Here is a 24,666-nt window from a genome sequence, read left to right on the forward strand (position 1 = left end):
CAGGAGGCATAAAATGGGAGAGAACTATTGTTTTACAGTGAATGGAGAGGAACGCTGTACCAGCGAGGACAAACCGCTGCTGCGTTATCTGAGGGACGACCTTCACCTTCATTCCGTCAAGGACGGATGCAGTGAGGGAGCCTGCGGAACATGTACCATTGTGGTGGATGGAAAGGCAGTCAAGTCCTGTGTCCTGACCACCAGAAGGGCGGTGGGAAAGAACATTATTACCACGGAGGGATTAAGCGACGCTGAAAAGGAGGCCTTTGTGTACGCCTTTGGGGCAATGGGCTCCGTGCAGTGCGGATTCTGTACACCGGGCATGGTGATGGCCGGAAAGGCATTGATTGACCGTGTGCCGGACCCCACTGAGGAGGAAATCAAGGTTGCCCTGAAGGGAAATATCTGCCGCTGTACCGGATATAAAAAAATCATTGAAGGCATCCAGCTTACAGCAGCCATCCTGCGGGGGGATGCCAAAATTGAGGAGTCCCTTGAAAAGGGAGATGAGTACGGCGTAGGGAAGCGGGCATTCCGCCTGGATGTGCGGGAAAAGGTGCTGGGCTACGGCGAGTACCCGGATGACGTGGAGATGGAGGGAATGGTATATGCATCGGCTGTCCGTTCCAAATATCCCAGGGCGCGGGTGCTGGATATCAATTATGAGAAGGCCGCGGCACTTCCGGGGGTGCTGGCCGTGCTCACGGCCCAGGATGTCCCCAACAACAAGGTGGGCCATCTCCAGCAGGACTGGGATGTAATGATTGCAAAAGGGGAGATTACCCGCTGTGTGGGCGATGCCGTCTGCCTGGTGGTTGCCGAGTCCAGGGACATCCTGGAGAAGGCAAAGAGGATGGTGAAGATAGACTATGAGGAGCTGACGCCTGTGTGCTCCATCCGGGAGGCCATGGCAGAGGATGCGCCCAAGGTCCATGAGAAGGGCAATCTGTGCCAGAGCCGCCATGTTACCCGCGGGGATGCGAAGAAGGCCCTGGAGAACTCCAAATACGTGGTGACACAGTCTTACCGCACGCCCTTTACCGAGCACGCTTTCCTGGAACCGGAATGCGCAGTTGCATTTCCTTACAAGGATGGAGTGAAAATATATTCCACGGACCAGGGGGTCTACGATACCAGGAAGGAAATTTCCATCATGCTGGGCTGGGACCCGGACCGCGTGGTGGTGGAGAACAAGCTGGTAGGCGGCGGCTTCGGCGGCAAGGAGGACGTTTCCACGCAGCACATAGCAGCTCTTGCAGCCCTTAAGGTGGGAAGGCCGGTAAAGGTGGTATTCTCCAGGGAGGAATCCTTAAATTTCCATCCCAAGCGCCATGCCATGGAGGGCACCTTTACCCTTGGATGCGATGAGAACGGTATCTTTACAGGATTGGATTGTGAGATTTATTTTGATACAGGCGCCTATGCGTCCCTGTGCGGACCGGTGCTTGAGAGGGCGTGCACCCACTCCGTAGGACCTTACTGCTATCAGAATACGGATATCCGGGGATTTGGTTACTATACCAATAATCCGCCGGCAGGCGCGTTCCGCGGCTTTGGTGTATGCCAGAGTGAGTTCGCTCTGGAATCCAACATTAACCTTCTGGCGGAGAAGGTGGGTATTTCCCCATGGGAAATCCGCTACCGCAATGCCATTGAACCGGGAAAGGTGCTTCCCAACGGACAGATTGCAGACTGCTCCACAGCCCTAAAGGAAACCCTTCTGGCTGTAAAGGACGCCTATGAGAGCAATCCCGGCAGGGCCGGAATCGCCTGCGCCATGAAGAACGCAGGCGTGGGCGTGGGCCTCCCTGACAAGGGCCGGGCAAAGCTGGCTGTCCATGACGGAAAAATTGAATTGTACAGCGCTGCCTCCGATATCGGTCAGGGATGCGCCACCGTATTTGTGCAGATGGTTGCCGAGGCAACCGGCCTTGGGAGGGAACTGGTCAGGAATATGGGAGCCAATTCCGAGGTGGCCCCTGATTCAGGAACCACGTCCGGTTCCCGTCAGACCCTGATTACAGGCGAGGCAATCAGGATGGCTGCGGCTGATCTGAATGAAGCGCTGCAGGAAGCAGGTGGGGACTTAAGCCAGCTGGAAGGCCGTGAGTTCTTTGCGGAGTTCTTTGACCCCACCGATAAGCTGGGCGCGGATGTACCCAATCCAAAGAGCCATGTGGCCTACGGATTTGCAACCCATGTGGTGGTGTTGGACGACGACGGAAGGGTAAAGGAAGTGTATGCTGCCCATGACTCCGGAAAGGTAGTGAACCCCATTTCCATCCAGGGCCAGATTGAGGGCGGCGTGCTCATGGGACTGGGCTATGCCCTGACCGAGGACTTCCCGTTAAAGAACGGCGTTCCCCAGGCAAAATACGGCACCCTGGGACTGATGCGCTCCACCCAGATTCCGGATATCCATGCAATTTATGTGGAGAAGGAAGAACTGCTGCCCTTTGCCTACGGTGCAAAGGGAATCGGGGAGATTGCCACCATACCAACTGCCCCGGCGGCACAGGGAGCTTATTACGCAAAGGACCATGTGCTGAGGACAACGCTCCCCATGGACGACACGTATTATTCAAAGAAAAAATAAACATAACACTGGAAATGAACGGCGAAAGGCAGTCCACCTGCTTTTCGCTTGTTCCACATAAGGAGATGACATCATGGACAACACCCTTGGCGGAACAGGGCGTGGGATGAAACATGAAGGTACGGACAGGGCCATTGAATTCCGGTTTGCAGCGCCTCAGGATATACCCATGATTCTCAGGTTTATAAAGGAACTGGCTGATTACGAGGGAATGCTTAACCAGGTGGTGGCTACAGAGGAGCTGCTGAACCAGTGGCTGTTTGAGAAGGAAAAGGCAGAGGTGATTCTGGGAATGAAGGACGGGGAGACAGTTGGATTTGCGCTGTTCTTCCATAATTTCTCCACCTTTTTGGGAAGGGCCGGCATTTATCTGGAGGACCTGTATGTGCGCCCCGGGTACAGGGGCCGCGGCTTCGGCACCGCCTTTTTAAACCAGCTGGCAGCCATTGCGGTTAAACGGGGCTGCGGACGTCTGGAGTGGTGGTGCCTGGACTGGAATAAACCCAGCATTGACTTTTATCTGGGAATGGGAGCCCAGGCCATGAGCGACTGGACCGTGTACCGGATTGACGGGGAACGGCTGGAGGCTATGGCGGCGGATGCCCACAGGTGACAGGGAAAAAGGGAAATAGGCCGGAACATATGGTTAGATTGACAGAGAGAAACAGAACAGGAGAGTGATATATATGAAGAAGGTATTAAAAGGCGGAACCGTTGTTGGCGGAAGCGGCAGTGTCCGGGCGGATGTGCTCATTGACGGGGAAAAGGTGGCGGCAGTGGGAACCAGTGGGGAAATGGAGCGCCTGGCGGATGAGGATACACAGATTGTGGATGTGGAGGGCTGCCTGCTCTTTCCGGGCTTCATCGACGCCCACACCCATTTTGACCTCCATGTGGCCGGAACGGTTACGGCAGATGATTTTGCCACGGGAACCAGGGCGGCTGTCAGGGGAGGCACCACCACCATCGTGGACTTCGGGACCCAGTATGAAGGGGAGAGCCTGGCGGACGGACTCAGGAACTGGCATGAAAAGGCGGACGGCAAGTGTTCCTGTGATTATGGATTTCACATGTCCATATCGGACTGGAACCCATCGGTCAGCAGGGAGCTTAACGACATGATGGAAGAGGGAATCACCTCCTTTAAGCTGTACATGACATACGATACCCAGGTAGACGACAAGACTATCTTTGAAATCCTGCGCAGGCTTAAGGAGGTAGGTGGAATCACCGGGGTCCACTGTGAGAACAGCGGCATGATAGCCGCCCTTCAGGCAGAGGCAAAGGCTGCCGGAAGGATGGGCGTGGAGAGCCACCCGGCCACCCGGCCCGCTGCGGCCGAGGCCGAGGCCATTGACAGGCTGCTGAGGCTGGCTGAGGTGGTGGATATCCCTGTGATTGTGGTGCATCTTACCTGCCGTGAGGGCTATGACGTAATCATGGAAGCCAGGAAAAGGGGCCAGAAGGTATATGCGGAGACCTGTCCCCAGTACCTGCTTATGGATGACAGCCTGTACGGCCTTCCCGGCATGGAAGGGGCCAAGTATGTATGCGCTCCGCCTCTGAGGAAAAAGGAGGACAGCGCCTGCCTGTGGAAGGCCCTGGCGGACGGAACCATCCAGACCGTGTCCACGGACCACTGCAGCTTTACCACTGAGCAGAAGGCACTGGGGAAGGATGATTTTACCAGGATTCCGGGAGGCATGCCCGGAGTTGAGACAAGGGGAACGCTTCTCTACACCTATGGCGTGGACGCGGGAAGGATTACCAGGGAAAAGATGTGCCAGCTGCTGTCGGAAAATCCTGCCAAGCTCTATGGAATGTATCCTGAAAAGGGAGTTATTGCCCCGGGAAGCGACGCGGATATCGTTGTTATGCGAACCGGCGTGGAGGACAGGGTTACGGCAGCGGACCAGGTGCAGAATGTGGACTATGCTCCATTTGAGGGAAGGAAGCTGACGGCCCGTATAGAGAGCGTGTTCCTGCGGGGTACCCAGGTGGTGAAGGACCATCAGGTGGTGGTGGAAAAGGCAGGGAAGTTTGTGAAGCGCGGGAAGTATGGGCTGTAGGCAGCAGATGATATTCTCCTGGTACAGATGAAAATATAAAAATCGGATGGTAAAGGACTTACAAATAAAACCAGCAGTCATGTTCTCTGATATGGGGCATGGCTGCTGGTTTATTTGTATTTTCTGTATATCTTTTGCGATTCCAAACAACCATTGCATTGTTTGGTCAGCGGGGGCGGAGTGTGTTTTGTGTTCATTTGCTCAGAAGAATCTCGCGGAATCCCTTTGCCAGCGGAGAAAGCGCTGCATCCCTGACCCATGTCAGATATATTCTCTGGATTAGGGGAACATTGGTAGCAAGGTGAAGCTCCGTAAAGCCTAAGCTTCTGAACTGCTTATAAAAAGTGCGGGAAACAATGGAGATGCATTGGTTGGAAATAACCTCATTAATCAATCCGTAATCATTATAAGCAGCTGTAAGGGTTTTCGGCCTGAAACCTGCTCCTTCGCATATTTCATAGAGCAGGCGGTTGGTGCCGTTGGTGCTTACGTTGTAGACAGCAAAGGGTTCGTTTTTCAGTTCCTTGGGCTCTACCAGTTTTCTGCATGCCAGGGGATGCACTCTGCTTATGACAAATTTTACTGGTTCCGTATAAAGAAGGATTTTTTCCAGGCTGGCATACTCGGATTCATTGTCAAACTCTCCGCATAAACCAAGGGTACTGGTATAATTGAGCACATCCTTGATGATGGCTGTGGTATATTTAAAGGTTATATTCAGGCTGCAATCGGGATAAGCAAGTTGGAATTGAGCGCTTTTCCTCGGCAGAAACGTGGTATTGATGGAGCATAAGGCGGATAGGTCAACCGTATTCAGGTCGCTGTTGACCTGATGCTTTACAGCGGATATTCCATGGTTGATTTCTTCCAGGGAACGTTTTGCATAATCAAAAAAGATACTTCCGTATTTTGTCAATTCTATGTTCCGGCCCCGTTTCATGAATAGCGGGGCGCCAATCTCTTCTTCAATCCCAAGTATAGCCTTTGTAAGAGCAGGCTGTGTGATATGCAGATGTTCAGCGGCGCGCGTGTAGTGCTGGTATTCAGCGGCCTTTAGAAAGTATTCCAGATGTTGGTAATTCATACGCCCTCCCATTTCCAAAAGTTATTAATCGTTAAAAAAAAGTAATTAGTAATAATTGCATAAATATGGTTGAATTATATTAGATAAATCAGTAAATATACTCAAGTGTACCTTAATTATAGATTAAATTATGAATGGATTCAAGCAGGTGGGGGAGTGATTGGACAAATATTAGGAAACAGCAACGGGAATCACATTTTTATAAAAAAGGAGGAACAAGAATGAAAAAAACAATGAAGAAAGTGATTGCAGCCATGGTTTCAGCCGCAATGCTTCTGCCGTTAGCGGCTTGCGGAAACTCAAATGCCACAAGTGCCACGGCGCCAGCAGCAGCGGCTTCGTCTGACGGAGCTGCTGCCGAAAAGAAAGGCGGTGACGGGACCGGAAGCCCGGGCGGTGTGGACCACACCCAGGGGGCGTCTTTTAAAATCCGTTTTGCCACCAATTCATCGGCAGGAGACGTTGCCGGAGAGGGAATCAGCCAGACCGGAAAGGGAATGATTTATTTCTGCAAACAGATTGAAGAACGCAGCGGCGGCCGCATCACCACCCAGATATTCACGGACGGACAGCTGGCTTCGTCCACCCAGGAATACATTGGCGGCGCACAGAACGGCGCATACGAGATGTTCATGCTGAACTGCGGTTCCTGGGCAGATTATACACCGGCCTATGCTGGGCTGAATATTCCATATCTGTATATGGATTACGACGATGCTTATGCGGTCCTGGATTCGCAGATACGTCAGGAATGGGACCAGCGTGCCCAGGCTGATACAAAATGCATACCCCTGGCCCATCTGGATATTGGCTTCCGCCAGCTCACGGCCAACAAGGAAATTCACGCTCCTGCAGACTTAAAAGGTGTGAAAATCCGCACCATGGTGGACCCAATCCAGATGAACTGCTGGGAAGCTTTTGGCGCCAGTGTTACTCCCGTTCCCTATGCGGAGCTGTATACCGCCCTTCAGCAGAAACTGGTGGATGCCCAGGAAAATCCGCCGTCCAATATCGTCTCTTCAAAACTTTATGAGATGCAGAGTTACTGCATGAAGACAAACCATAACTTTACAACTACCATCATGGCTGCCAGCCCGGTGTTTTGGGATACGTTGTCAGAGGAAGACAAGGCGTTCCTCCAGGAGCTCTGGAAAGAAACAGAAATGTATGTCCGCTCCCTGACAGAAAATTTGTCTGACGGATTCTTTGATGAAATGCAGTCAAAAGGTACAACGGTTGTGGAACTGACAACAGATGAGCTTAAGGTGTTCCAGGACGTAGCCAAGTCAGTATGGCCGCAGGTGGAGGAACAGATGGGTTCGGAGGCGTACAATAAACTGGTTGATTTTGTCATGGATTATCAGGCGAATAAATAAGCAGGATTAAACGGAGGGTATCGTATGAAAGATGGAAAGTTCCACTTGAAAACGTTTCTGGATAACATAGAACTGTACATATCTGCTGTTTTGTTCATAGGCCTTACAGTCCTGCTGTTTGCAAATGTATTCTGCCGCTATGCACTTAAGCATTCCTTTGCATGGGTGGAAGAGGTTGCCACCATTGCATTTGTCTGGATGATATGGTTTGCCATGTCGGCAGCTGTAACAAAGAGAAAGCATCTGCGCATTGATTTTGTGCTGGAGATGGTTCCGTTCAGAGTCAAAAAGGGAATGCTTGTTATCTCAAATGGGGTTTTTGCGGCTTTTGACATATACCTGCTGTATGTGGTGATGACAATCATCGGGAGACTTGGGAACAGCCAGACCACGCTTCTGAGACTTCCCCAGCAGATGGTGTATTCTATCATTCCCATAGGCCTGGTGCTGAGCGTGGTGAGAATTGTACAGGATACAGTTAAGCTTATACATGAAAACGAGGCCAATCTTGGCGCTTCCAAGCCTGCAATGGACCTGGATGAATGCGAACGGATTTATCTGGAAAAGAGGGCTGCAAAAGAGGCGTCTGCAGTGAAAGGAGGGATGCAATAGTGGCTACAGGTATTATGTTTCTTGTAATGTTCGGCCTCATGTTTCTGGGAGTGCCGATTGCGGTGGCCATGTTCATCAGTATGTTTGTACTGATTCATATTGACCCGGTTACCACCAGCTCCTTTATTGCGCAGACAACCTATGGCGGCGTTGCAAGCTTCACCAATCTGGCGCTTCCGTTCTTCATGATATCAGGAACTATTATGGAGACAGGCGGCCTGTCCAGACGTCTGGTGAATGCGGCCAATTCTATCATAGGCGGCGTCACGGGTTCCCTGGGTATGGTTACTGTCATAGCATGTATGTTCTTTGGCGCGGTTTCAGGTTCCGCACCGGCTACCGTGGCTGCCATTGGAGCCATCATGATACCCATGATGGTCCAGGAAGGTTATAACAAATATTATGCGACCGCCCTTGCCTGCTGTGCCGGCGGGCTCGGCGTTATCGTGCCGCCCAGCTATCCCCTGGTTCTGTATGGCGTTACCTGTAACCAGTCCGTGGGGGACCTGTTCATTGCGGGCCTTCTGCCGTCTTGTGTGGTGGGTGGAATCCTTATTCTTATCAATTACGGATACTGTAAAAAGCATAAGCTGAAGGGAGAGAAACGTTTCCGCATTAAGTCGGCATTCAGCGCCTGGTGGGATGCCAAATGGGCCTTAGTCATGCCGGTCATCATACTGGGAGGAATCTACGGCGGATTCTTTACCGCAACCGAAGCAGCGGTAGTGGCTGTTGTATATGGTATCTTCATAGGCTTTGTGGTATACAGGGAGTTGAAAGTTGAGAAGCTTTGGGCCGTATTCCGGGACAATGCCGCATTCATAGCGGGCACCATGTTCATTATGTGTCCAGCGAAGGCCACGGGCTCTGTGTTTGCTTACCTGAATATCAACCAGACCATAGCGGATTTTATGTTCGGCATATCCAGCAATTATTATGTGGTCATGTTCATGATTTTTATCATCATGTTCCTTGTGGGAATGTTCATACAGACCACACCAGCCATTATCATTCTGGCTCCCACCCTTTTGTCGGTTGTTACCCAGGTGGGATGCGACCCGATTCACTTTGGCATTGTGCTGGATTTAGCCCTTGCCATCGCATTTGTGACGCCGCCTGTGGCCATCAACCTGTTCGTGGGTTCGTCCCTTACAGGCATCAGCATCGACAAGATTACCAAAGCAGAGATGCCCTTGCTGCTCGGTCTGATTGGCGCATTCTTCGTAGTGGCATTCGTGCCGGCGATTTCACTGCTCCTGCTTGGCCGGGTATGATGCCGGATATCCTGCCTTGACCGGAGAAACTAAACTAAGTATCAGGAGGGAACATGGATATCCTATATCTTTCCATTGTGTTTCTGGTAATTGTTGTAATCATATGGCTGAAGAAGCCCTTATTTGTAGCAATGACAGGGGGAATAGCAGCCACTATCATTTTATTCCGCGTAAATCTGAAGGATGCAGTCATGGTTCTGGGGCGGCAGACCGTGGCCTGGGATACCATAGACGTATTGCTGAGCTTTTATCTCATTATATTTCTCCAGCTCATGCTTGAGAAAAGAGGGAAGCTGGCAAATGCAAAGGATTCTTTCAGCCGTCTGCTCAGAAACCGGCGGATGAATACCATTGTATCACCTGCAATCATGGGACTTCTTCCGTCAGCAGCGGTTATGACCATCTGCGCAGATATGGTTGACAAGACATGCGGGGAATACATGGACGCTAAAAATAAGACCTTTGTATCATGCTATTACAGACATATACCGGAGATGTTCCTTCCAACCTTTCCGGCTGTGCTTCTGGGACTTACACTCAGCGGACAGAATGCTGGCCTGTTTGTACTGGCCATGGTTCCTATGGCAGTTGCAGCATGCGCCGTGGTATATGTGACACATTTAAAAAAACTGCCAAAGGAAATGCCGCAGATGGAGGATGCAGTTGACAAACGGGCGGAAATCGTCCATCTGGTAAAAAACCTGTGGACCCTGATTGCTGTGCTGTTCATCATCATTGCATTTAATTGGTCCGTGTGCATGGCAGCGCCTTTGGTCATCGCAGCGAATTATGTACTTGACCATTTCAGCATAAAAGAACTGCCGGACCTTATGGTACGGTCGGCGGAACCCATACTGCTGGGCAATATGTATCTCATCATGCTTTTTAAAGGCATATTGTCCCACACCGGCGTCATAGGACTTCTGCCTTCCTTTATAGGCCGGTTTCCTATTTCGCTGACCATGTCCTTCGGCCTGCTGTTTTTTATCGGCACGGTCATAAGCGGCTCCCAGACAATCATTGCACTCTGTATGCCAATGGCGTTTCTGGCATTTCCCCAGGGAGGGATTCCTCTCCTTGTCATGCTCATGAGCATTGCATGGGCCGCAATGCAGATATCGCCCACTCATGTCTGCTCCTTTGTTGCAGCGGATTATTATCACACCACACTGGGAGACATTGTTGTGAGGGCGTTTATTCCGGTTATTGTATTTTCCATTATCTCGTATGGATACGGAGCATTGCTTGGAAGGATTTTTTATTGAAGGAAGCCGCCGGAAAAAACTATGCCATTGAGATATGTATATAAGGCACAGTGAAACCCGTCAACAGTTATATATGGATAAGGAGAAAGATTTATGAAGATAGCAAGCGCAAAATTATTTCTGACTGAGTATAACCGCTCCAATACGCCCGAATTTCCAAAGAAAAGCAAGGTGGTGGGAATCCGCATTTACACGGATGAAGGTATTTACGGGGACGGCGAGGTGGCAGGAATCCATGCAACCTTCGGGGCCTTCGGCGTCATAAAGGATATGTGGCCTTTTATTGCAGGGAGGGACCCCTTTGAGAATGAGGTACTGTGGGACCAGCTGATGCTCAGAACCTTCTGGGGACAAAACGGCGGCGCGTTCTGGTACAGTGCAATCAGCGCCATTGATATTGCACTTTGGGACATCAAAAGCAAGGCCCTGAATGTACCGTTATATAAACTTCTGGGCGGTAAGCGGCGGGATAAGGTGCGCTGCTATGCCTCGCAGCTGCAGTTCGGATGGGGGCCTGCTGATTCACCGGCCATAACCGTACAGGACTATGTGGACAGGGCCAGGTTTGCCCTTGCGGATGGCTATGACGCCATTAAAATTGACTTCCTGAACTGGGATGAAAAGGGAAACATTTTAAATGAAACCAACCGTCTGGGCCTGCTTGCGCCGGAGCTCGTACAGGTTTTCTCAGACCGCGTTCACGCTGTTAGGGAGGCAATCGGGCCAAAGACAGACCTTATTATTGAGAATCATGCGGGTACCAATTCCAATTCCGCAATCCAGCTGGCGGCAGCTGTCCAGGACTGCAATATTTACTATTTTGAGGAACCCAACACACCTGTATTTTACAATAACAAGTATGTAAAGGATAATGTGAAGATGCCGCTGGCCCATGGGGAGCGCGTGTTTGGCCGTTGGGAATACATAAGGTATTTCCTGGACAATTCCATCCAGGTCATCCAGCCTGATATCGGCAATGCGGGCGGCATCACGGAAACCAAGAGAATCTGCGATATGGCGTATACCTTTGATGTGGGGGTCCAGATTCATACGTGCGCATCCCATCTGCTGACGCCGCCGTCCGTGCAGCTGGAGGCTTGTATACCCAATTTTGTTATTCACGAACAGCATATGCGCAGTATGAATCCTTCCAACATGGAACTCACAACAAAGATTGTGCTGCCAAAGAACGGGTATCTGGACGTGACCGATGAGATTGGCATTGGAAACCAGTGGTCTGAAAAGGCGCTTGCATCCGAAGACCAGATAACGCTTAATTAAAGGGGGAATCATAAGATGAAGATTACAAGTGTGGAATGCTACAAAGGGGCGTTTATTACAATTAAGGTGAATACGGACGAGGGTATCAGCGGTTTTGGTGAAGCAGGGCTTTCTTACGGCAGCTGCCAGAATGCAGCGTGGGGAAACTGCCAGGATTTCGCCAAAATGGTCATTGGCATGGACCCCTTTGACACGGAGAAGATTTATGAACATCTCCACCGGCATACGTTCTGGGGCATGAATGGAGGCGTCACGGTATCCGCCGCCATGGCCGCCATTGACATTGCCTGCTGGGATATCAAGGGCAAGGCCCTGGGGCTGCCTGTTTATAAGCTTCTGGGGGGCAGGACCCATGATTCGCTCCGGGCATACGCATCCCAGCTCCAGATGGGGTGGAGGACCCTTATCACAAAACTGGACCGGTCCGAGCTCCAGTTTGAGCCAAAGGATTACTATGACGCTGTAAAGGACGCCATGGCGGACGGATATGACGCTGTTAAGATTGACCCCTGCTTTGCCGGGCTTTCCAGGGAGGATTTTAACCAGGCTTATTTAAAAAGAGGTGATAACCTTAAGGGGGCTTACCCGGAGGCACTGAGAAAGATTGCAGTGGAGCGTATTGCGGCTGCCCGCGAGGCGGGAGGGGACGAGCTTGACATTATCATAGAGATTCATTCCACCCTTGACGCCAACACGGCTGTGGTTTTAGGCAAATCCCTGGAGCCTTACCGCATCATGTACTATGAGGAACCCACCATGCCTTCCAATCCGGAGGTCTTCAAGCATATCAAACAGAAATGCGACATCCCCCTTGCAACCGGAGAAAGGAGCTACACACGCTGGGGATTCAGACAGTTTTTTGAGGACAGGACGCTCAGCATTGCACAGCCCGACCTGTGCAATACAGGGGGGATTACAGAGGTCAAGAAAATCTGCGACATGGCGAATGTTTATGACATCGGCATCCAGCTTCATGTGTGCGGCGGTCCCATTGCAACGGCTGCAGCCCTTCATGTGGAAACCGTCATACCTAATTTTGTTATTCATGAGGAACACTGTGCGAATTTCAAGACGGATTACCAGAAGGCAGGCAAATATGCCTGGGCTCCGGTGAACGGCAGCTATGTGATGAACGACCGGCCGGGAATCGGACAGGAGATGAGCGAGGAGGCAATGGAGTCCTATGCCAGGGTAGTGGTTGACTAGATTTGGGAAAGCAGGCGGTAAAATGCCTGCTTTTCCTTGTGGGGGACAGGAATGAATTCTGCTTTTCAGAGGGTGCTTTTCTGTGAGGAATGTGATAAAATAACTAGAATATCAGATTAACATACAAAATTCCGGAGGTAACAGCATGAATAAGATGGAACAGATAACCGTTGTATATTTCAGCCCCACGGGCGGCACCAGGAAAGCCTGTCTCAACCTGGCCATGGAGATGGGGAAGAAGGTCAAGGATGTGGACCTCTGCAGCCTGGACGGAGCGTATTCCTTTGGGCCGGAGGATACCGTGATTGTGGGCGTGCCTGTGTTCGGCGGCAGGATACCCGGGTATGCGGCAGAGAAGCTTACATATCTGAAGGGCAACGGGGCAGTGGCTGTAACGGCTGCTGTCTACGGCAACAGGGCTTTTGAGGATGCCCTTCTGGAACTGGACGACTGTTTAAAGAAGCAGGGATTTAAGATTGGAGCAGGGGCAGCGCTGCTGGCAGAACACTCCATGGTCCGGGATATTGCGGCCGGAAGGCCGGATGGCAAGGACCAGAAGGAAATGGCATCCTTTGCAGCAGGGATTCTTGAAAAGCTGGAAGGGGACGGCTGGCAGGAGCCTCAGGTGCCCGGAAACAGGCCCTACCGCGACTGGAAGCAGATGCCGGTGATTCCGCTTACCAATGCATCCTGCATATCCTGCGGGCTGTGTGCTGCCAGATGTCCTGTGCAGGCGATTCCTGTGAGCAATCCTTCTTCCACGGACCCGTCACGCTGCATTCTGTGCATGCGCTGTATCTCTGTCTGTCCGGTAAAGGCCAGAAGCCTGCCTGAGCAGGCATGCGCCATGCTGGAGCAGAAGCTTTCTCCTGTCAGGGATATCAGACGGGAAAATGAGCTGTTTTTATAATCCCCCTATTGAATCCCGGTGCATTTCGGATTATAATCTTAAGATGTACTTGTAAAAGGATGGAAATATATGATGGGTGATGGAACGGACAGGCTGGCTGTTATTGGCATGGGATGGATTGGGGAGTATATGGTTCCCTGTTACAGAAGCCTGCTGGGGGAAGGATATGAAAGGCGGATGTTTGCAGTAAAGGCCAGTCCGCGGGGACTGGAGCAGCTGAGGGACAGATACGGCTTTGAAATCATGGCAGGCGGTTGTCTGGATAAGCTGAAGGAATATAGGCCCGCCACGGTGGTGCTTTCCGTCAGGCCCCATGAGGTGGCGGGGGTGGCGGAGGATACCATAAAGCCTTATGCAGAGTACCGCAGGGAACTGGGGCTGGGCGGTCTGCTGCTGCTTTCTTTTGCACCCAGTCCCCGCCCGGAATGGTATACCAGGACTCTGGGAAAGGGCGTGAAAACCGTGTGCATTCTGCCTGCCATGGAGACTGTTATCGGCGGGCTGGATGTGTATTCGCTGGCGTTCAATAAGATTACATATGACCCTGCCTGTCCTCCCGGCCGGAAACAGCTGGATGATGTCAGGCGTTTCCTCAATCCTCTTGGGCAGGTATTTGAATGTACGCCGGATGAATCCCTGCGCCTGCTGTCCATGAGCATTACCTATCATATGTTGTACCTTTTATGCTTTGGCCTGGAACCGTATTATGGGGATAAGGGCGGCAAAGACGGTACAAGCAGTAAAAACGGCTGTGCCCTGGCTGCTGCTGTCCTGTATGCGCTGAACCGCCGGAGACTGGGCCTGCCCGGTCTTATTACGCCCGGTCCGGCGCCGGACCTGCAGCAGATGGATGAACTGGCCTGGCTGGAAAAAGGATGGTATGAAGGCGCTCTGGCATTTGCCTGCGGGGAAACAGGTGAAGGAGCCGGAACCAGGGCCCGGGGGGAATGCGGTGGGAGAGCCGGGAATGCAGACATCATTGCCCCCAGATCCTTTGAGCTGCACCTTCTCTCGCTGCAGCTGGAGACCAGGGAATTCCTGGAGAACAAGCTGAAGGACCACGCCACGCCGGGAGGCATGACAGAGGAAGCGGTCAATGGGTTCAGGCAGCTCTGGGCAGAAAAAGGCTGGCTGGAAAAGGACTGGCCGGGAAAAGACGGGCCAGGGAAGGACTGGCGGTATGGGGATGAGTCCATAGCCTATGAGATATCCTGCAGGCTGGCGGAACGGGTTTACAAAAAAGGGAAGGCATTGGAGAAAAGAAGATGAAGACAAAGAAGACCCTGAAAGAAACCGTGGTGGAGGGAATCTACCGGGAGATAGAAGAAGGCATTTATAAGCCCAACGATATCATCCATGAAGGGGAAATCATGGAGAAGTATGCCATGAGCAAATCACCGGTGCGGGAGGCCCTTATTGAGCTGTGCAAGGACAATGTTCTGAAAAGTATACCAAGGGTGGGGTACCAGGTGGTACCGGTGACCCTGAAGGAGATACTGGACCTTCTGGAATTCAGGATTGATGTGGAAACCGCCAATCTGAGGCGGCTGAGCCAGAGGATTAGCCCTGAGGAGATAGAGCGGTTAAGACAGCTGGATACCATCACAAAGGATAACCATGAGAGGATGGTGGCCATCCACTGGAACCGCAACACGGATTTCCACTTAAAGCTCTGTGAGATGGGAGGTAACGGCTATATCTGCGATGTGATTGCCGCTGCCCTTCAAAAATCCTGTTCGTATATTTCCCAATATTTTCAGACAGCCTGGAAAAAGAACGCCGAATCCAACAGCTTTTACCACAGGGAAATCATTGAGGCCCTGGAGAACCGCGATACGGAGCGGGCCGTGGAAATGCTCCAGAAGGATATACTGAATGTGAAGGAGCAGATTCAGGAGAATTATTCCCTCTAAGGAACATGGTCCGGGGATATGGATGAAAATGCATAAATACTAAGGATGTAAGATTGATACTGTCAATTTTACATCCTTTTTTTGAATAATAATCGGATATGGTGTGAAAATAAACAAAAACAACGGGGGATAACAAAATTATTTTAGAAAAATGGTTAAAAATTATTTGACACGGCCTGCCAATGGTGCTATAATCGCTATTAGTAAGATTACTAATCACATCAGTAGTATGATTAATGGAGGAAACAGCCATGACAAAAAAAGAGAGAGTGATAGCAGCCATCCGGGGAGAAGAAGTTGATAAGATACCCAGCGGCTTTTCCCTGCATTTTCCAAAGGAAACAGCGTTTGGGGATGCAGCAGTAAAAGCTCATCTGAAATTTTTTGAGGAATCCGATACAGACATCCTTAAAATTATGAATGAGAACCTGGTACCCTATATGGGCGAGATTAACAAGGGTTCCGATTACAGCCTGGTAAAAGAGATGACCATGGAAGACGGCTTTATGCAGGACCAGGTGGAGCTGGTTAAGAAGATTCTGGCTGGATGCGACAGGGATGCATTTATTCTGGGCACCCTTCACGGCATCACGGCATCATCCATCCATCCGCTTGAGAAGATGGACCCCGGCTATACATATGACCAGGTAAGGGAAAAGCTTTGCCGCCTGTTGCATGAGGATACGGATACGGTCCTGGCAGGTATGAAGCGCATTGCGGATGTGATGTGTGAGCTGGCAAGGACATACATTGAACTGGGTGTGGACGGCGTATATTATGCGGCTCTGGGCGGAGAGACACGGTTCTTCACGGATGAGGAATTTGAGCAGTGGATTAAGCCCTTTGATTTGCAGATTATGAAGGCCATCAAGGACGCGGGCGGTTACTGCTTCCTCCACATCTGCAAGGACCAGCTGAACATGGACCGCTATAAGGATTACGGCCCTTATGCTGACGTGGTGAACTGGGGCGTGTACGAAGCTCCCTTCAGCCTGGAGGACGGCAGGAAGATGTTTGCAGGAAAGACCATCATGGGCGGCCTGCCAAACCGCCACGGCGTGCTGGTGGACGGACCGGCAGAGGCAGTGAAGGAAGAGACAAGAAAGGTTATCGGGGAATTCGGAAGGACCCATTTCATCCTGGGAGCCGACTGTACCCTGGCAACAGAGCAGGATATGAATCTTTTAAAGGCAGCCGTAGAGGCAGCCAGGGAATAAAGAAGCAGTGAATAGGAAAAGGAGGAACAGAGAATGATGAAAAGAAAGTTAGCAATGGCACTTGCAGTATCCATGGTGGTAGGCTCACTTGCGGCCTGCGGCAGCAAGACCGAGTCAGCAGGCACAACAGCAGCACCTAAGGCAGAGAATGCCCAGGGCGCGGAGAGCGGGGCGGCAGCCGGGGATTCAGAGGCAGCGGATGGTGAGAAGACCGTGTATCCCGCAGGAACCCTGGTGGTCTATGCCATGGGAAATCCCCAGTACAGGCAGCAGTGGTTTGAGACCTGGCTGGAGAACCACAGGGATATTGCGCCGGATGTAAAGATTGAATTTGTACAGACAGAGGGAACCGCAGACATCCGTGAAAAAATCACCATGACAGCCTTGTCGGGAGCCACCGAGGACCTTCCCGATGCAGCCATGCTGGACCCGGTAACCATCATGGATTTGGCCGGCGCAGGACTTCTGAAGGATGAGACAGACTATCTGACGCCCCTTCTGGATAAGATGGTGGACGGAGCAACCACTGACGCAACCATCGGCGGACGCATCTATGCGCTTCCGGATTCCGTAAGGCCCCAGGTACTGTTCTACAACCAGGAGATTTTTGACAAGTACGGCGTGGATGCAGAGCAGATGAAGACCATGGAGGGCTACATTGAGGCAGGACGCCAGTTAAAGGAAAAGAGCAACGGGGAAGTTTACCTCTCCTATATTGACCCAACCAGCAAGACCTGGAGATACTGGGGCCGCAGAGGTCTTATGCCGTCAGCAGGAGCTAAAATCTGGGATGAGAACGGCGAAGTCATAATCGGCAGCGACCAGGGCACACAGAAGGCATTGGGCGCTCTGGACACCATGAACTCCGAGGGCTTACTGTTAAAGACCACCATCATGGAGCCGGCCCTTTACGACGCCATCAACAAACAGCAGGTAGCCACCTTCTGCATCGGCGCTTTCTGGGATGAGTTTATGAGAAAGAACTGTGAGGCCACCAAGGGACAGTGGAGAGTTATGTCAGCTCCTGAGTTTGAAGGCGTTGGCAAGGCAGGCGCTCCTGTATCCCAGTACATGGCCATCATCGAAAAGGGCGACAATCCTTATTCCGAGCTGTTCCGCCAGATGTGGTATGATTTCACCTTTGACACCGAGGCAAAGGAAGTGTGGGTAAATTCCATGGAAGAGCAGAACGCACCGTATTCCAACCCTGTATCCAAGGAAATGCTGGAAGACCCATTCTGGAAAGAACCGTCTGATTTCTACGGCGGCCAGTCCTTCCGCGAGATGGAGGGCAAGTGCCTTGAGAACGGCGCAGCCAACCTGGTGGTAACACCTCAGGATGCAGAGGCGGATGAAATCATATCTGCTGAGCTGGAGAAATATGTGGCAGGCAACCAGTCCATGAACGACGCTATCGCCAACATGGATAAGAACTTAAAGGCTAAGATTGGCAAGGCTGAAATCAGCCAGTAATACATGAAAAGGCTCCCGCCCCGAGGAGGGAGCCTTTTATAAACCTTAAGGAGGAGGTAGCGAATGTTAAAAGCACTGAAAAAATACAGGGCTCCCTATCTATTCATCATGCCCTTTTTTATCCTGTTTCTTGTATTTCAGCTGGTGCCCACCATATGGACATTCTATATCAGCCTGACAAACTGGAAGGGAATCGGGACTCCGGATTTTTGCGGGTTTGACAACTACAGGAAAATGCTGATTGACGATATGTTCTGGGAATCCCTGGGCAACACAGTGGTCTACTGGCTCACCGGACTGGTATTCATCATCTGCTGTGCCCTGCTCATTGCATCCTTACTGAACAGCAGATACTTAAAGAGTAATTCCGCCAGGGCATTTTTCAAGACGGCTACCTTCCTTCCCAATATCTGTGCGGCCATTGCAATGGGTCTTATCTTCAGGATGCTGTTTGATGAGAACGTGGGCCTGGTCAATGAGGTGGTGACAATGTTCGGGGGCAGCAAAATCCCCTGGCTTACCAGCACCACATTTTCCAAGATACCGGTTATCATCCTGAATGTCTGGAGATATACACCGTGGTTTACCATGATTTTATTGTCAGGACTGCTCAACATATCCAAGGATTATTATGAGGCGGCCACGGTGGACGGAGCCAACGGGTGGCAGCAGTTCTGGTTTATAACCCTTCCGTCCTTAAAGAACATCCTGTTCTTCTGTTCCGTCACACTGACCGTGGATATGTGGAAGCTGTTCAATGAATCCTATATCCTTCCGGGACCGGGAACATCCAACTCATCCCTGTTCCAGTACATGTACGAGTCAGGCTTTAATGTATTCAATATGGGTTATGCTTCGGCAATCGGCGTTATCCTGATTCTTATCCTGATTGTCATATCCATCATCCAGTTTGTGGTAAGACACAAGCAGGGCGAAATATAGAAGGAGGGAATGAAATGAACAGAAAGAAAAATGCATCCACTGTCCTTGTTTACGGCGTGCTGGCATTCATCACCATTGTCTGCCTGTTTCCCATTGTGTGGATGTGCCTGATTTCCATCAAGAGCACCAGCGAGAGCATCACAGGATTTAATTCCCTGATGGTATCCAATCCCACCATGGCCAACTTTAAGCGCCTGTTTGAGATGATTCCCGTTGGACAGAATGCCTTTAACAGCGTGTTCACCACCATCATGGGAACCATTACCTCCCTGTTTTTCTGCGCCCTGGCAGGCTTTGCCTTTGCCAAATACAGGTTTCCTGGCAGGAAATTCCTGTTTTACTTTGTCATTGCCACCATGCTGGTGCCGCCTGAGGTGGGAAGCGTGCCTTTGTTCATCATCATGAAGAAGGTGGGGCTCATTAACAGCCTCTGGTCCCTGGTGATTCCAAGGATTGCCACCGCAGTGGGTATCTTTTACATGAACCAGTATATAACAGATGTGCCGGATGAGCTGGTGGAGGCAGCCAGGATTGACGGATGTTCCGATTTTGGCATCTTTACCAAAATCATCCTTCCTGTCATCAAGCCGGCCATGGCGTCTTGGGGCGCCATCACCCTGATTGCCAGGTGGAATGATTTCTTCTGGCCTCTGCTGTACTTGCGCAAGCAGACAAAGTATACGCTGATGGTGACCATTTCCCTGCTGCCTGTCAGCGAGGGCTTATCCACCCCGTGGCCTGTCATACTGGCAGGCACCACCCTGGTTATCATACCCATTATCATCCTGTACCTGATTCTGGAGAAGTTCCAGAAGGCCGGAATGATGGAGGGCGCGGTCAAGGGATAACGAAAAGCACATTGACAAGAGAATGTTTTTTGCCTATGATTATGGCATAAGCAAAGACAGGAAAAGCAACAGCATTTTCAGGAATATTGCATGGGCAGTGAGCCTGGACGGACAGCGAGTCGCTGCCCGGAGTGAACAGCAGAGGGATGAGTCCGCAATCTGCGCCGGGGTACATCCGCACATTTCATGTGCCGGCCGCCAGCGGCCCGGTACCCCTATGCATCTTACGGTATCCGGATACGTGTTGCTTCTCCTGTTTTTGTTTTACGAAAAAATACTGGAAAGAGGGGGCGCAGGCTCCGGGAGGGAAGAGATATGGCTCAGGCGGATTTGTGGAAATATTGCAGTACGGAGCATTGCAGGGAAATGCTGCTCTCCTTCCGGCTCCTTGGAACCAGGGACTGGCCTCCGGAGAAAATAATGGGCTGTCTCTATGCCCTCAGCAACCATGCGCAAAGGCATTACCGGAAGGTGCGGATACCTAAAAGAAGCGGCGGTTACAGGACGCTTCTGGTGCCGGATTCCCTTCTGAAGGAAGTGCAGAGAAACCTGCTTCACCATGTACTGGACGGATTTGCGGTGTCCGCCAGTGCGGCGGCTTACCGCAAGGGCGCTTCGGCAGCTGCCAACGCAGGGATTCATCAGGGCAGGAAGATTGTCATGAAGATGGATATTGAGGATTTCTTTGGCAGCATCACCTTTCCCATGGTGCTTCATCACGCATTTCCGGCCGCCTATTTCCCGCCGCCAGTGGGCGCAATGCTGGCCGCCCTTTGCTGCTGCCATGACCGTCTGCCCCAGGGAGCGCCTGCGTCGCCGGCTGTTTCCAATCTTGTGATGAAGCCCTTTGATGAATATATGGAGGCCTGGTGCGGGGAGCGGGATATCGCTTACAGCAGGTATTGCGACGATATGACCTTTTCCGGTGTTTTTGATACGGCTGAGGTGAAGGGAAAGGTATACGGCTTCCTCAGGTCCATGGGATTTGAGCCAAACCAGAGAAAGACCCGTATTCTGACCAGAGGAACCAGACAGACAGTAACCGGCCTGGTGGTAAATGACCGTGTCCAGGTTCCGGCCCCCTACAGAAGACGTCTGCGCCAGGAGATTTATTACTGTCTGAAATATGGGGCGGAGGAACATTTGAGGAGGACCGGAAGGGACGCATATCTGAAGGAAGGGGATGCCGGGGTAAAACGGTATCTGGAGTCCCTGCTGGGCAAGACTGCCTATGTGCTGCTGGCAGGCGGCGGGGATGCCTGGTTTAGGGAGGCGCAAGTGAGACTTAAGAGCATGGTGCGGCAGGGGATATGAAAAAGGGGAGTATGACAAAGTGGAGTACGACAAAGTGGGGTACGGCAGGCGGGCCGGGACAATGCCAAGACGGCATGTTCCCGGCCCGCAATGACTGTCTGCCGCGAAAGCGATGAGAGGGGCCTACACCCCCTGTATGACCGGCTGAATCTGCCTGCCCTCCAGGGCTTCCTTCAAGGTGTCCTCTATGAGTCCGGTATGGGCAACCATGGAGGTGGGCTTTTTCACCGGGTCATCCTGGCCAAAGGGAACAAAATAGATGTTCTTCATGTTGAACAGAAGTCCGATGTTCTTAAGGTTCATGCCAAGGGCATCGTTGGTGGATACGGAAATCACCAGGGGCTTGCCGTTGCGCAGGTGTGCTTTGGCAGCCATGAGCACCGGGGTGTCCGTGATACCGCCAGCCAGTTTGGCCAGGGTATTGCCGGTGCAGGGGGCGATGAGGAGGACGTCCAGGTATCCTTTCGGGCCAATGGGTTCCGCCTCCTCTATTTTCAGTATTGGCTTTATTTCCGTGATGGATGTTATGCGGTCCATGAATTCGCCGGTATCCCCGAAACGGGAGTCCGTGGACTGGACACTATTCGAGAAAATGGGGTGCAGGATGGCTCCTGTCTCCTTCAGTTGCCTGATTTCCTGTTCTATCTTTGCAAAGGTGCAAAAGGACCCGGTGACGGCCAGACCTACATTTTTTCCTTTTAATTCCATAATATTCTCCTTATTCCTTACTGAGTCTGTGAATCCCGGATATGTTCCATGACAGCCTCATAAAGAATCCTGGCAGAGGAAAGGGGGGAATAGCGTCCGGGAAGCCCGGGGCATAACCTGGCCCGGATATTCCGGCGCTCCAGTGCCGGGAAATCCACTCCTCCCGGTGCAGAGGCAATATCAATAACCGCTGCATTGTCCTGAACCTGTTCTGCCAGTGCTGCATCCAGCACCAAGGATGGGATGGTGTTGAATATAAAATCAAATTCTCCCATAATTGGTTCCAGTTCCTTTAACAGGCAGGTATTGTATCCCAGACAGCGGGCGCTGACCAGCCGTGAGGAATCGCGGCCAGCCACGGTTACCCCGGCTCCCATGCCCTTCAGACGGTCTGCCAGGATGGAGGCGCACCTGCCCCATCCGGTTACAAGGCAGCGGCTCCTGTAAAGGTTCAGCGGACTTAAGGCTATGGCCTCCGCCACAGCGCCCTCTGCCGTGGCAACGGCATTTTTCCATGCAACCTCCTCCATCCTCATGAAATCATGGAAGGGGATGGAGAGGGAGCCGCAGCGTTCCCTGACAGCGGTAGGGATATTCCCACCAAAGAGTGTATGGGTGTTATTCAGAGCGGCCGTGAAATCATGGATTTCCAGGCCGGGCAGGCTGTTGACAGAGAAAATGGTGCTGCCGTCCTTGGTAAAAGGGACAGGGCAGAGGATGATATGGGAATCCTCCATGGCCTCCCTGAGGGAGAAGGAGGTAAGTTTGTCATAGTAAAAGAGAGTTTTATGGCCGGTCTGATTCAGAAGCCGGTTCAGGCAAATCTGTCTGGAATCTCCGCCCAGTATGAGGATTGGATGCATGGATACGCTCCTTATGAGATTGGATTCATAATGTCACTATATGACAAAAGGAAATAATTGGTACCATTAGGATGAGTTTGTCATATTTTCATAGTATAATGGTAACTGTTCAGAACAGCGGAAAAATTGGCTTTTGGGTCAGGAGGAAACGCCATCCTGGACCGTTACGAATCACGATTGAATCGGGGGACTGATGTTTATGAGACACAGTATTTTTGAGGGCAGCGCCGCAGCCGTGGTAACGCCCATGAATGGATATGGTAATCTTGATTTTGACGCCTTTGGGCGGCTTTTGGAGTGGATTATAAGGGAAGGGACAGACGCTGTGGTCGTAAACGGCACCACAGGGGAGTCGGCTACCCTGGACGATAAAGAAAAGCTGGCTGTCATCCGGTATGCCATAAGGCAGGTGGACGGCAGGATTCCTGTGATTGCAGGCACGGGAAGCAACTGTACGGAACACGCGGTGGAGCTGTCCAGGAAGGCCCAGGAGCTGGGGGCGGACGCCCTGCTGCAGGTGACGCCTTACTACAACAAGGCATCCCAGGAAGGGCTGGTGCGCCACTTTACCCAGGTGGCGGACCATGTGGGCATTCCCATTCTTTTATACAATGTAAGCAGCCGTACAGGAGTGACCATTCAGCCGGAGACATACAAGATTCTATCGGAGCATCCGAATATACGGGGGACAAAGGAGGCCGGCGGCAACCTGTCCCTGATTGCCAGAACAGCCGCCCTGTGCGGGGAGGGATTTGATATCTATTCCGGCAATGATGACCAGACCCTTCCCATCATGTCCCTGGGAGGCAAGGGGGTGGTATCGGTGCTGGCCAACATTATGCCAAAGGAGACACATCAGATGTGCCGCCTGTACCTGGACGGGGATGTGAAGGAGAGCAGGCGGATGCAGCTTAAGCTTCTGGATATCATGGAAGCCCTGTTCTGGGATGTGAATCCCATACCGGTCAAGGCAGCCCTTGGCATGATGGGTATCTGCGGGGACGACCTGCGCCTTCCGCTGACGCCCATGGAGCCGGAACAGAGGAAAAAACTGGCGGGTGTCATGAAACGGCATGGAATCAGCCTGAAAAAAGAATTGCATAATCAGACAAATCTGCTATAATAAAGGGAGTGAAAGAATAGCAGTTTGGAGCTTTATGCACAGAGAATCAAAAGCCGGCAGCAGCCATTGCGACAGGTGTTTCTGAAACTATCAGATGCCTTATAAGAATGGTTTGCCCGGCTTTTATCTTTGAGGACGTTATTCTTAAAAAAACATAACCAATCAGGAAAAGGGGGCATATCATTGGAACAGAATCAGCTTCACTATGGGCTATCACTGAAATTATATTTTGAAAATAAGGCATTCGGACCCGGCATGTCGGCATTGCTGAGGGGAGTGGAAACCACCGGTTCCCTTCAGGGGGCGGCCCAGGCCATGAACATGGCTTACAGCAAGGCATGGAAGATGCTAAAGGAGTCGGAAAAGGCATGGGGGTTCATGCTGACGGAGCGGGAGACAGGAGGCAGGGACGGAGGCGGCTCCACCCTGACGCCCCAGGCTATCCGGCTGTTGGAGGCATACGACGCCTTTATGGCTGAGACCAGGCAGGAGCTGGACCGGCTTTTTGAAACGCATTTTTCAAAGGAATGGGTGGAGGAGCTGAAGCAATCGGCTGAACTGGCAAAAGAATAATTTAAGATGGAAGGAAATG

At 51.6% G+C, this 24,666-nt stretch carries 22 protein-coding genes; 19 read left to right on the forward strand and 3 right to left on the reverse strand.

Translation table 11 applies throughout. The features are described from left to right. Nucleotides 1-13: 13 nt before the first annotated feature. The 3 genes from xdh (at nucleotide 14) to hydA (ending at nucleotide 4,665) form a co-directional block, all read left to right on the forward strand. Nucleotides 14-2,596 (forward strand): selenium-dependent xanthine dehydrogenase, encoded by a 2,583-nt coding sequence (xdh, locus tag I2H39_RS22235; protein WP_195627548.1) that lies wholly within the window; start codon nucleotides 14-16, stop codon nucleotides 2,594-2,596. Between the two features lie 73 nt (nucleotides 2,597-2,669). Beyond that, on the forward strand, nucleotides 2,670-3,209 hold the full coding sequence (locus tag I2H39_RS22240) for a GNAT family N-acetyltransferase (RefSeq protein ID WP_138311038.1): 540 nt from the start codon (nucleotides 2,670-2,672) through the stop codon (nucleotides 3,207-3,209). A gap of 73 nt (nucleotides 3,210-3,282) precedes the next feature. Continuing rightward, nucleotides 3,283-4,665 (forward strand): dihydropyrimidinase, encoded by a 1,383-nt coding sequence (gene hydA / locus I2H39_RS22245; protein WP_195627549.1) that lies wholly within the window; start codon nucleotides 3,283-3,285, stop codon nucleotides 4,663-4,665. 193 nt (nucleotides 4,666-4,858) lie between these two features. Here hydA and I2H39_RS22250 read toward each other — a convergent pair whose 3' ends face one another. Continuing rightward, nucleotides 4,859-5,749 (reverse strand): LysR family transcriptional regulator, encoded by an 891-nt coding sequence (locus I2H39_RS22250; RefSeq protein ID WP_195627550.1) that lies wholly within the window; start codon nucleotides 5,747-5,749, stop codon nucleotides 4,859-4,861. A 221-nt stretch (nucleotides 5,750-5,970) separates the two neighbouring features. Here I2H39_RS22250 and dctP point away from each other — a divergent pair, with 221 nt between their 5' ends. The 14 genes from dctP to I2H39_RS22320 all read left to right on the forward strand — a co-directional run bounded on the left by dctP (nucleotide 5,971) and on the right by I2H39_RS22320 (nucleotide 21,380). Further along, entirely contained in the window at nucleotides 5,971-7,125 is a 1,155-nt protein-coding gene (dctP, locus tag I2H39_RS22255) for a TRAP transporter substrate-binding protein (protein ID WP_195627551.1), read from the forward strand. 24 nt (nucleotides 7,126-7,149) lie between these two features. Further along, nucleotides 7,150-7,737: a TRAP transporter small permease gene (locus I2H39_RS22260; protein ID WP_178332057.1), complete on the forward strand. Its 588-nt coding sequence runs from the start codon at nucleotides 7,150-7,152 to the stop codon at nucleotides 7,735-7,737. Beyond that, on the forward strand, nucleotides 7,737-9,011 hold the full coding sequence (locus I2H39_RS22265; protein WP_195627552.1) for a TRAP transporter large permease: 1,275 nt from the start codon (nucleotides 7,737-7,739) through the stop codon (nucleotides 9,009-9,011). The genes I2H39_RS22260 and I2H39_RS22265 overlap by 1 nt, the downstream gene beginning before the upstream one ends. 53 nt (nucleotides 9,012-9,064) lie before the next feature. Next, nucleotides 9,065-10,276, forward strand: a complete 1,212-nt coding sequence (locus I2H39_RS22270) for a DUF401 family protein (RefSeq protein ID WP_138311044.1) — start codon at nucleotides 9,065-9,067, stop codon at nucleotides 10,274-10,276. Between the two features lie 93 nt (nucleotides 10,277-10,369). Then, entirely contained in the window at nucleotides 10,370-11,557 is a 1,188-nt protein-coding gene (locus I2H39_RS22275; protein ID WP_195627553.1) for a mandelate racemase/muconate lactonizing enzyme family protein, read from the forward strand. 15 nt (nucleotides 11,558-11,572) lie between these two features. Further along, a complete protein-coding gene (locus tag I2H39_RS22280; protein WP_138311046.1) occupies nucleotides 11,573-12,763 on the forward strand; it encodes a mandelate racemase/muconate lactonizing enzyme family protein in 1,191 nt (396 codons plus the stop codon). Between the two features lie 145 nt (nucleotides 12,764-12,908). Continuing rightward, nucleotides 12,909-13,673 (forward strand): 4Fe-4S binding protein, encoded by a 765-nt coding sequence (locus I2H39_RS22285; RefSeq protein ID WP_195627554.1) that lies wholly within the window; start codon nucleotides 12,909-12,911, stop codon nucleotides 13,671-13,673. A gap of 69 nt (nucleotides 13,674-13,742) precedes the next feature. Continuing rightward, nucleotides 13,743-14,942: a hypothetical protein gene (locus I2H39_RS22290; protein ID WP_138311048.1), complete on the forward strand. Its 1,200-nt coding sequence runs from the start codon at nucleotides 13,743-13,745 to the stop codon at nucleotides 14,940-14,942. After that, nucleotides 14,939-15,586 carry a GntR family transcriptional regulator gene (locus I2H39_RS22295; protein WP_138311049.1) on the forward strand — a complete coding sequence of 216 codons (648 nt, stop codon included), beginning with the start codon at nucleotides 14,939-14,941 and terminating at the stop codon, nucleotides 15,584-15,586. The genes I2H39_RS22290 and I2H39_RS22295 overlap by 4 nt, the downstream gene beginning before the upstream one ends. 251 nt (nucleotides 15,587-15,837) lie before the next feature. After that, nucleotides 15,838-16,803 carry a uroporphyrinogen decarboxylase family protein gene (locus I2H39_RS22300; protein ID WP_138311050.1) on the forward strand — a complete coding sequence of 322 codons (966 nt, stop codon included), beginning with the start codon at nucleotides 15,838-15,840 and terminating at the stop codon, nucleotides 16,801-16,803. Nucleotides 16,804-16,836: 33 nt separating this feature from the next. After that, a complete protein-coding gene (locus I2H39_RS22305; protein WP_138311051.1) occupies nucleotides 16,837-18,276 on the forward strand; it encodes an extracellular solute-binding protein in 1,440 nt (479 codons plus the stop codon). A gap of 63 nt (nucleotides 18,277-18,339) precedes the next feature. Next, nucleotides 18,340-19,218: a sugar ABC transporter permease gene (locus I2H39_RS22310; RefSeq protein WP_138311052.1), complete on the forward strand. Its 879-nt coding sequence runs from the start codon at nucleotides 18,340-18,342 to the stop codon at nucleotides 19,216-19,218. 14 nt (nucleotides 19,219-19,232) lie between these two features. Next, the gene (locus I2H39_RS22315) at nucleotides 19,233-20,066 is read left to right on the forward strand and encodes a carbohydrate ABC transporter permease (RefSeq protein ID WP_195627555.1); all 834 of its coding nucleotides are present in this window, start codon (nucleotides 19,233-19,235) and stop codon (nucleotides 20,064-20,066) included. Between the two features lie 315 nt (nucleotides 20,067-20,381). Next, nucleotides 20,382-21,380, forward strand: coding sequence for a reverse transcriptase family protein (locus tag I2H39_RS22320; RefSeq protein WP_195627556.1), 999 nt, complete (start codon nucleotides 20,382-20,384; stop codon nucleotides 21,378-21,380). 123 nt (nucleotides 21,381-21,503) lie between these two features. On the opposite strand, the gene I2H39_RS22325 is transcribed toward I2H39_RS22320, so the two are convergent. Further along, nucleotides 21,504-22,088 carry a dipicolinate synthase subunit B gene (locus I2H39_RS22325; protein WP_195627557.1) on the reverse strand — a complete coding sequence of 195 codons (585 nt, stop codon included), beginning with the start codon at nucleotides 22,086-22,088 and terminating at the stop codon, nucleotides 21,504-21,506. A 17-nt stretch (nucleotides 22,089-22,105) separates the two neighbouring features. After that, nucleotides 22,106-22,951, reverse strand: a complete 846-nt coding sequence (locus tag I2H39_RS22330) for a dipicolinate synthase subunit DpsA (protein WP_195627558.1) — start codon at nucleotides 22,949-22,951, stop codon at nucleotides 22,106-22,108. A gap of 199 nt (nucleotides 22,952-23,150) precedes the next feature. Between I2H39_RS22330 and dapA the strand changes: the two genes are divergently transcribed. Together dapA and I2H39_RS22340 are read left to right on the forward strand one after the other, a co-directional pair. Then, nucleotides 23,151-24,074, forward strand: a complete 924-nt coding sequence (gene dapA / locus I2H39_RS22335; RefSeq protein WP_195627559.1) for a 4-hydroxy-tetrahydrodipicolinate synthase — start codon at nucleotides 23,151-23,153, stop codon at nucleotides 24,072-24,074. Between the two features lie 183 nt (nucleotides 24,075-24,257). Next, complete coding sequence (locus I2H39_RS22340) at nucleotides 24,258-24,647, forward strand: LysR family transcriptional regulator (protein WP_195627560.1); 390 nt, start codon at nucleotides 24,258-24,260, stop codon at nucleotides 24,645-24,647. Nucleotides 24,648-24,666 lie beyond the last annotated feature (19 nt).

The organism is Clostridium sp. 1001283B150225_161107_B6, assembly GCF_015556325.1.
GTDB lineage: Bacteria > Bacillota > Clostridia > Lachnospirales > Lachnospiraceae > Enterocloster.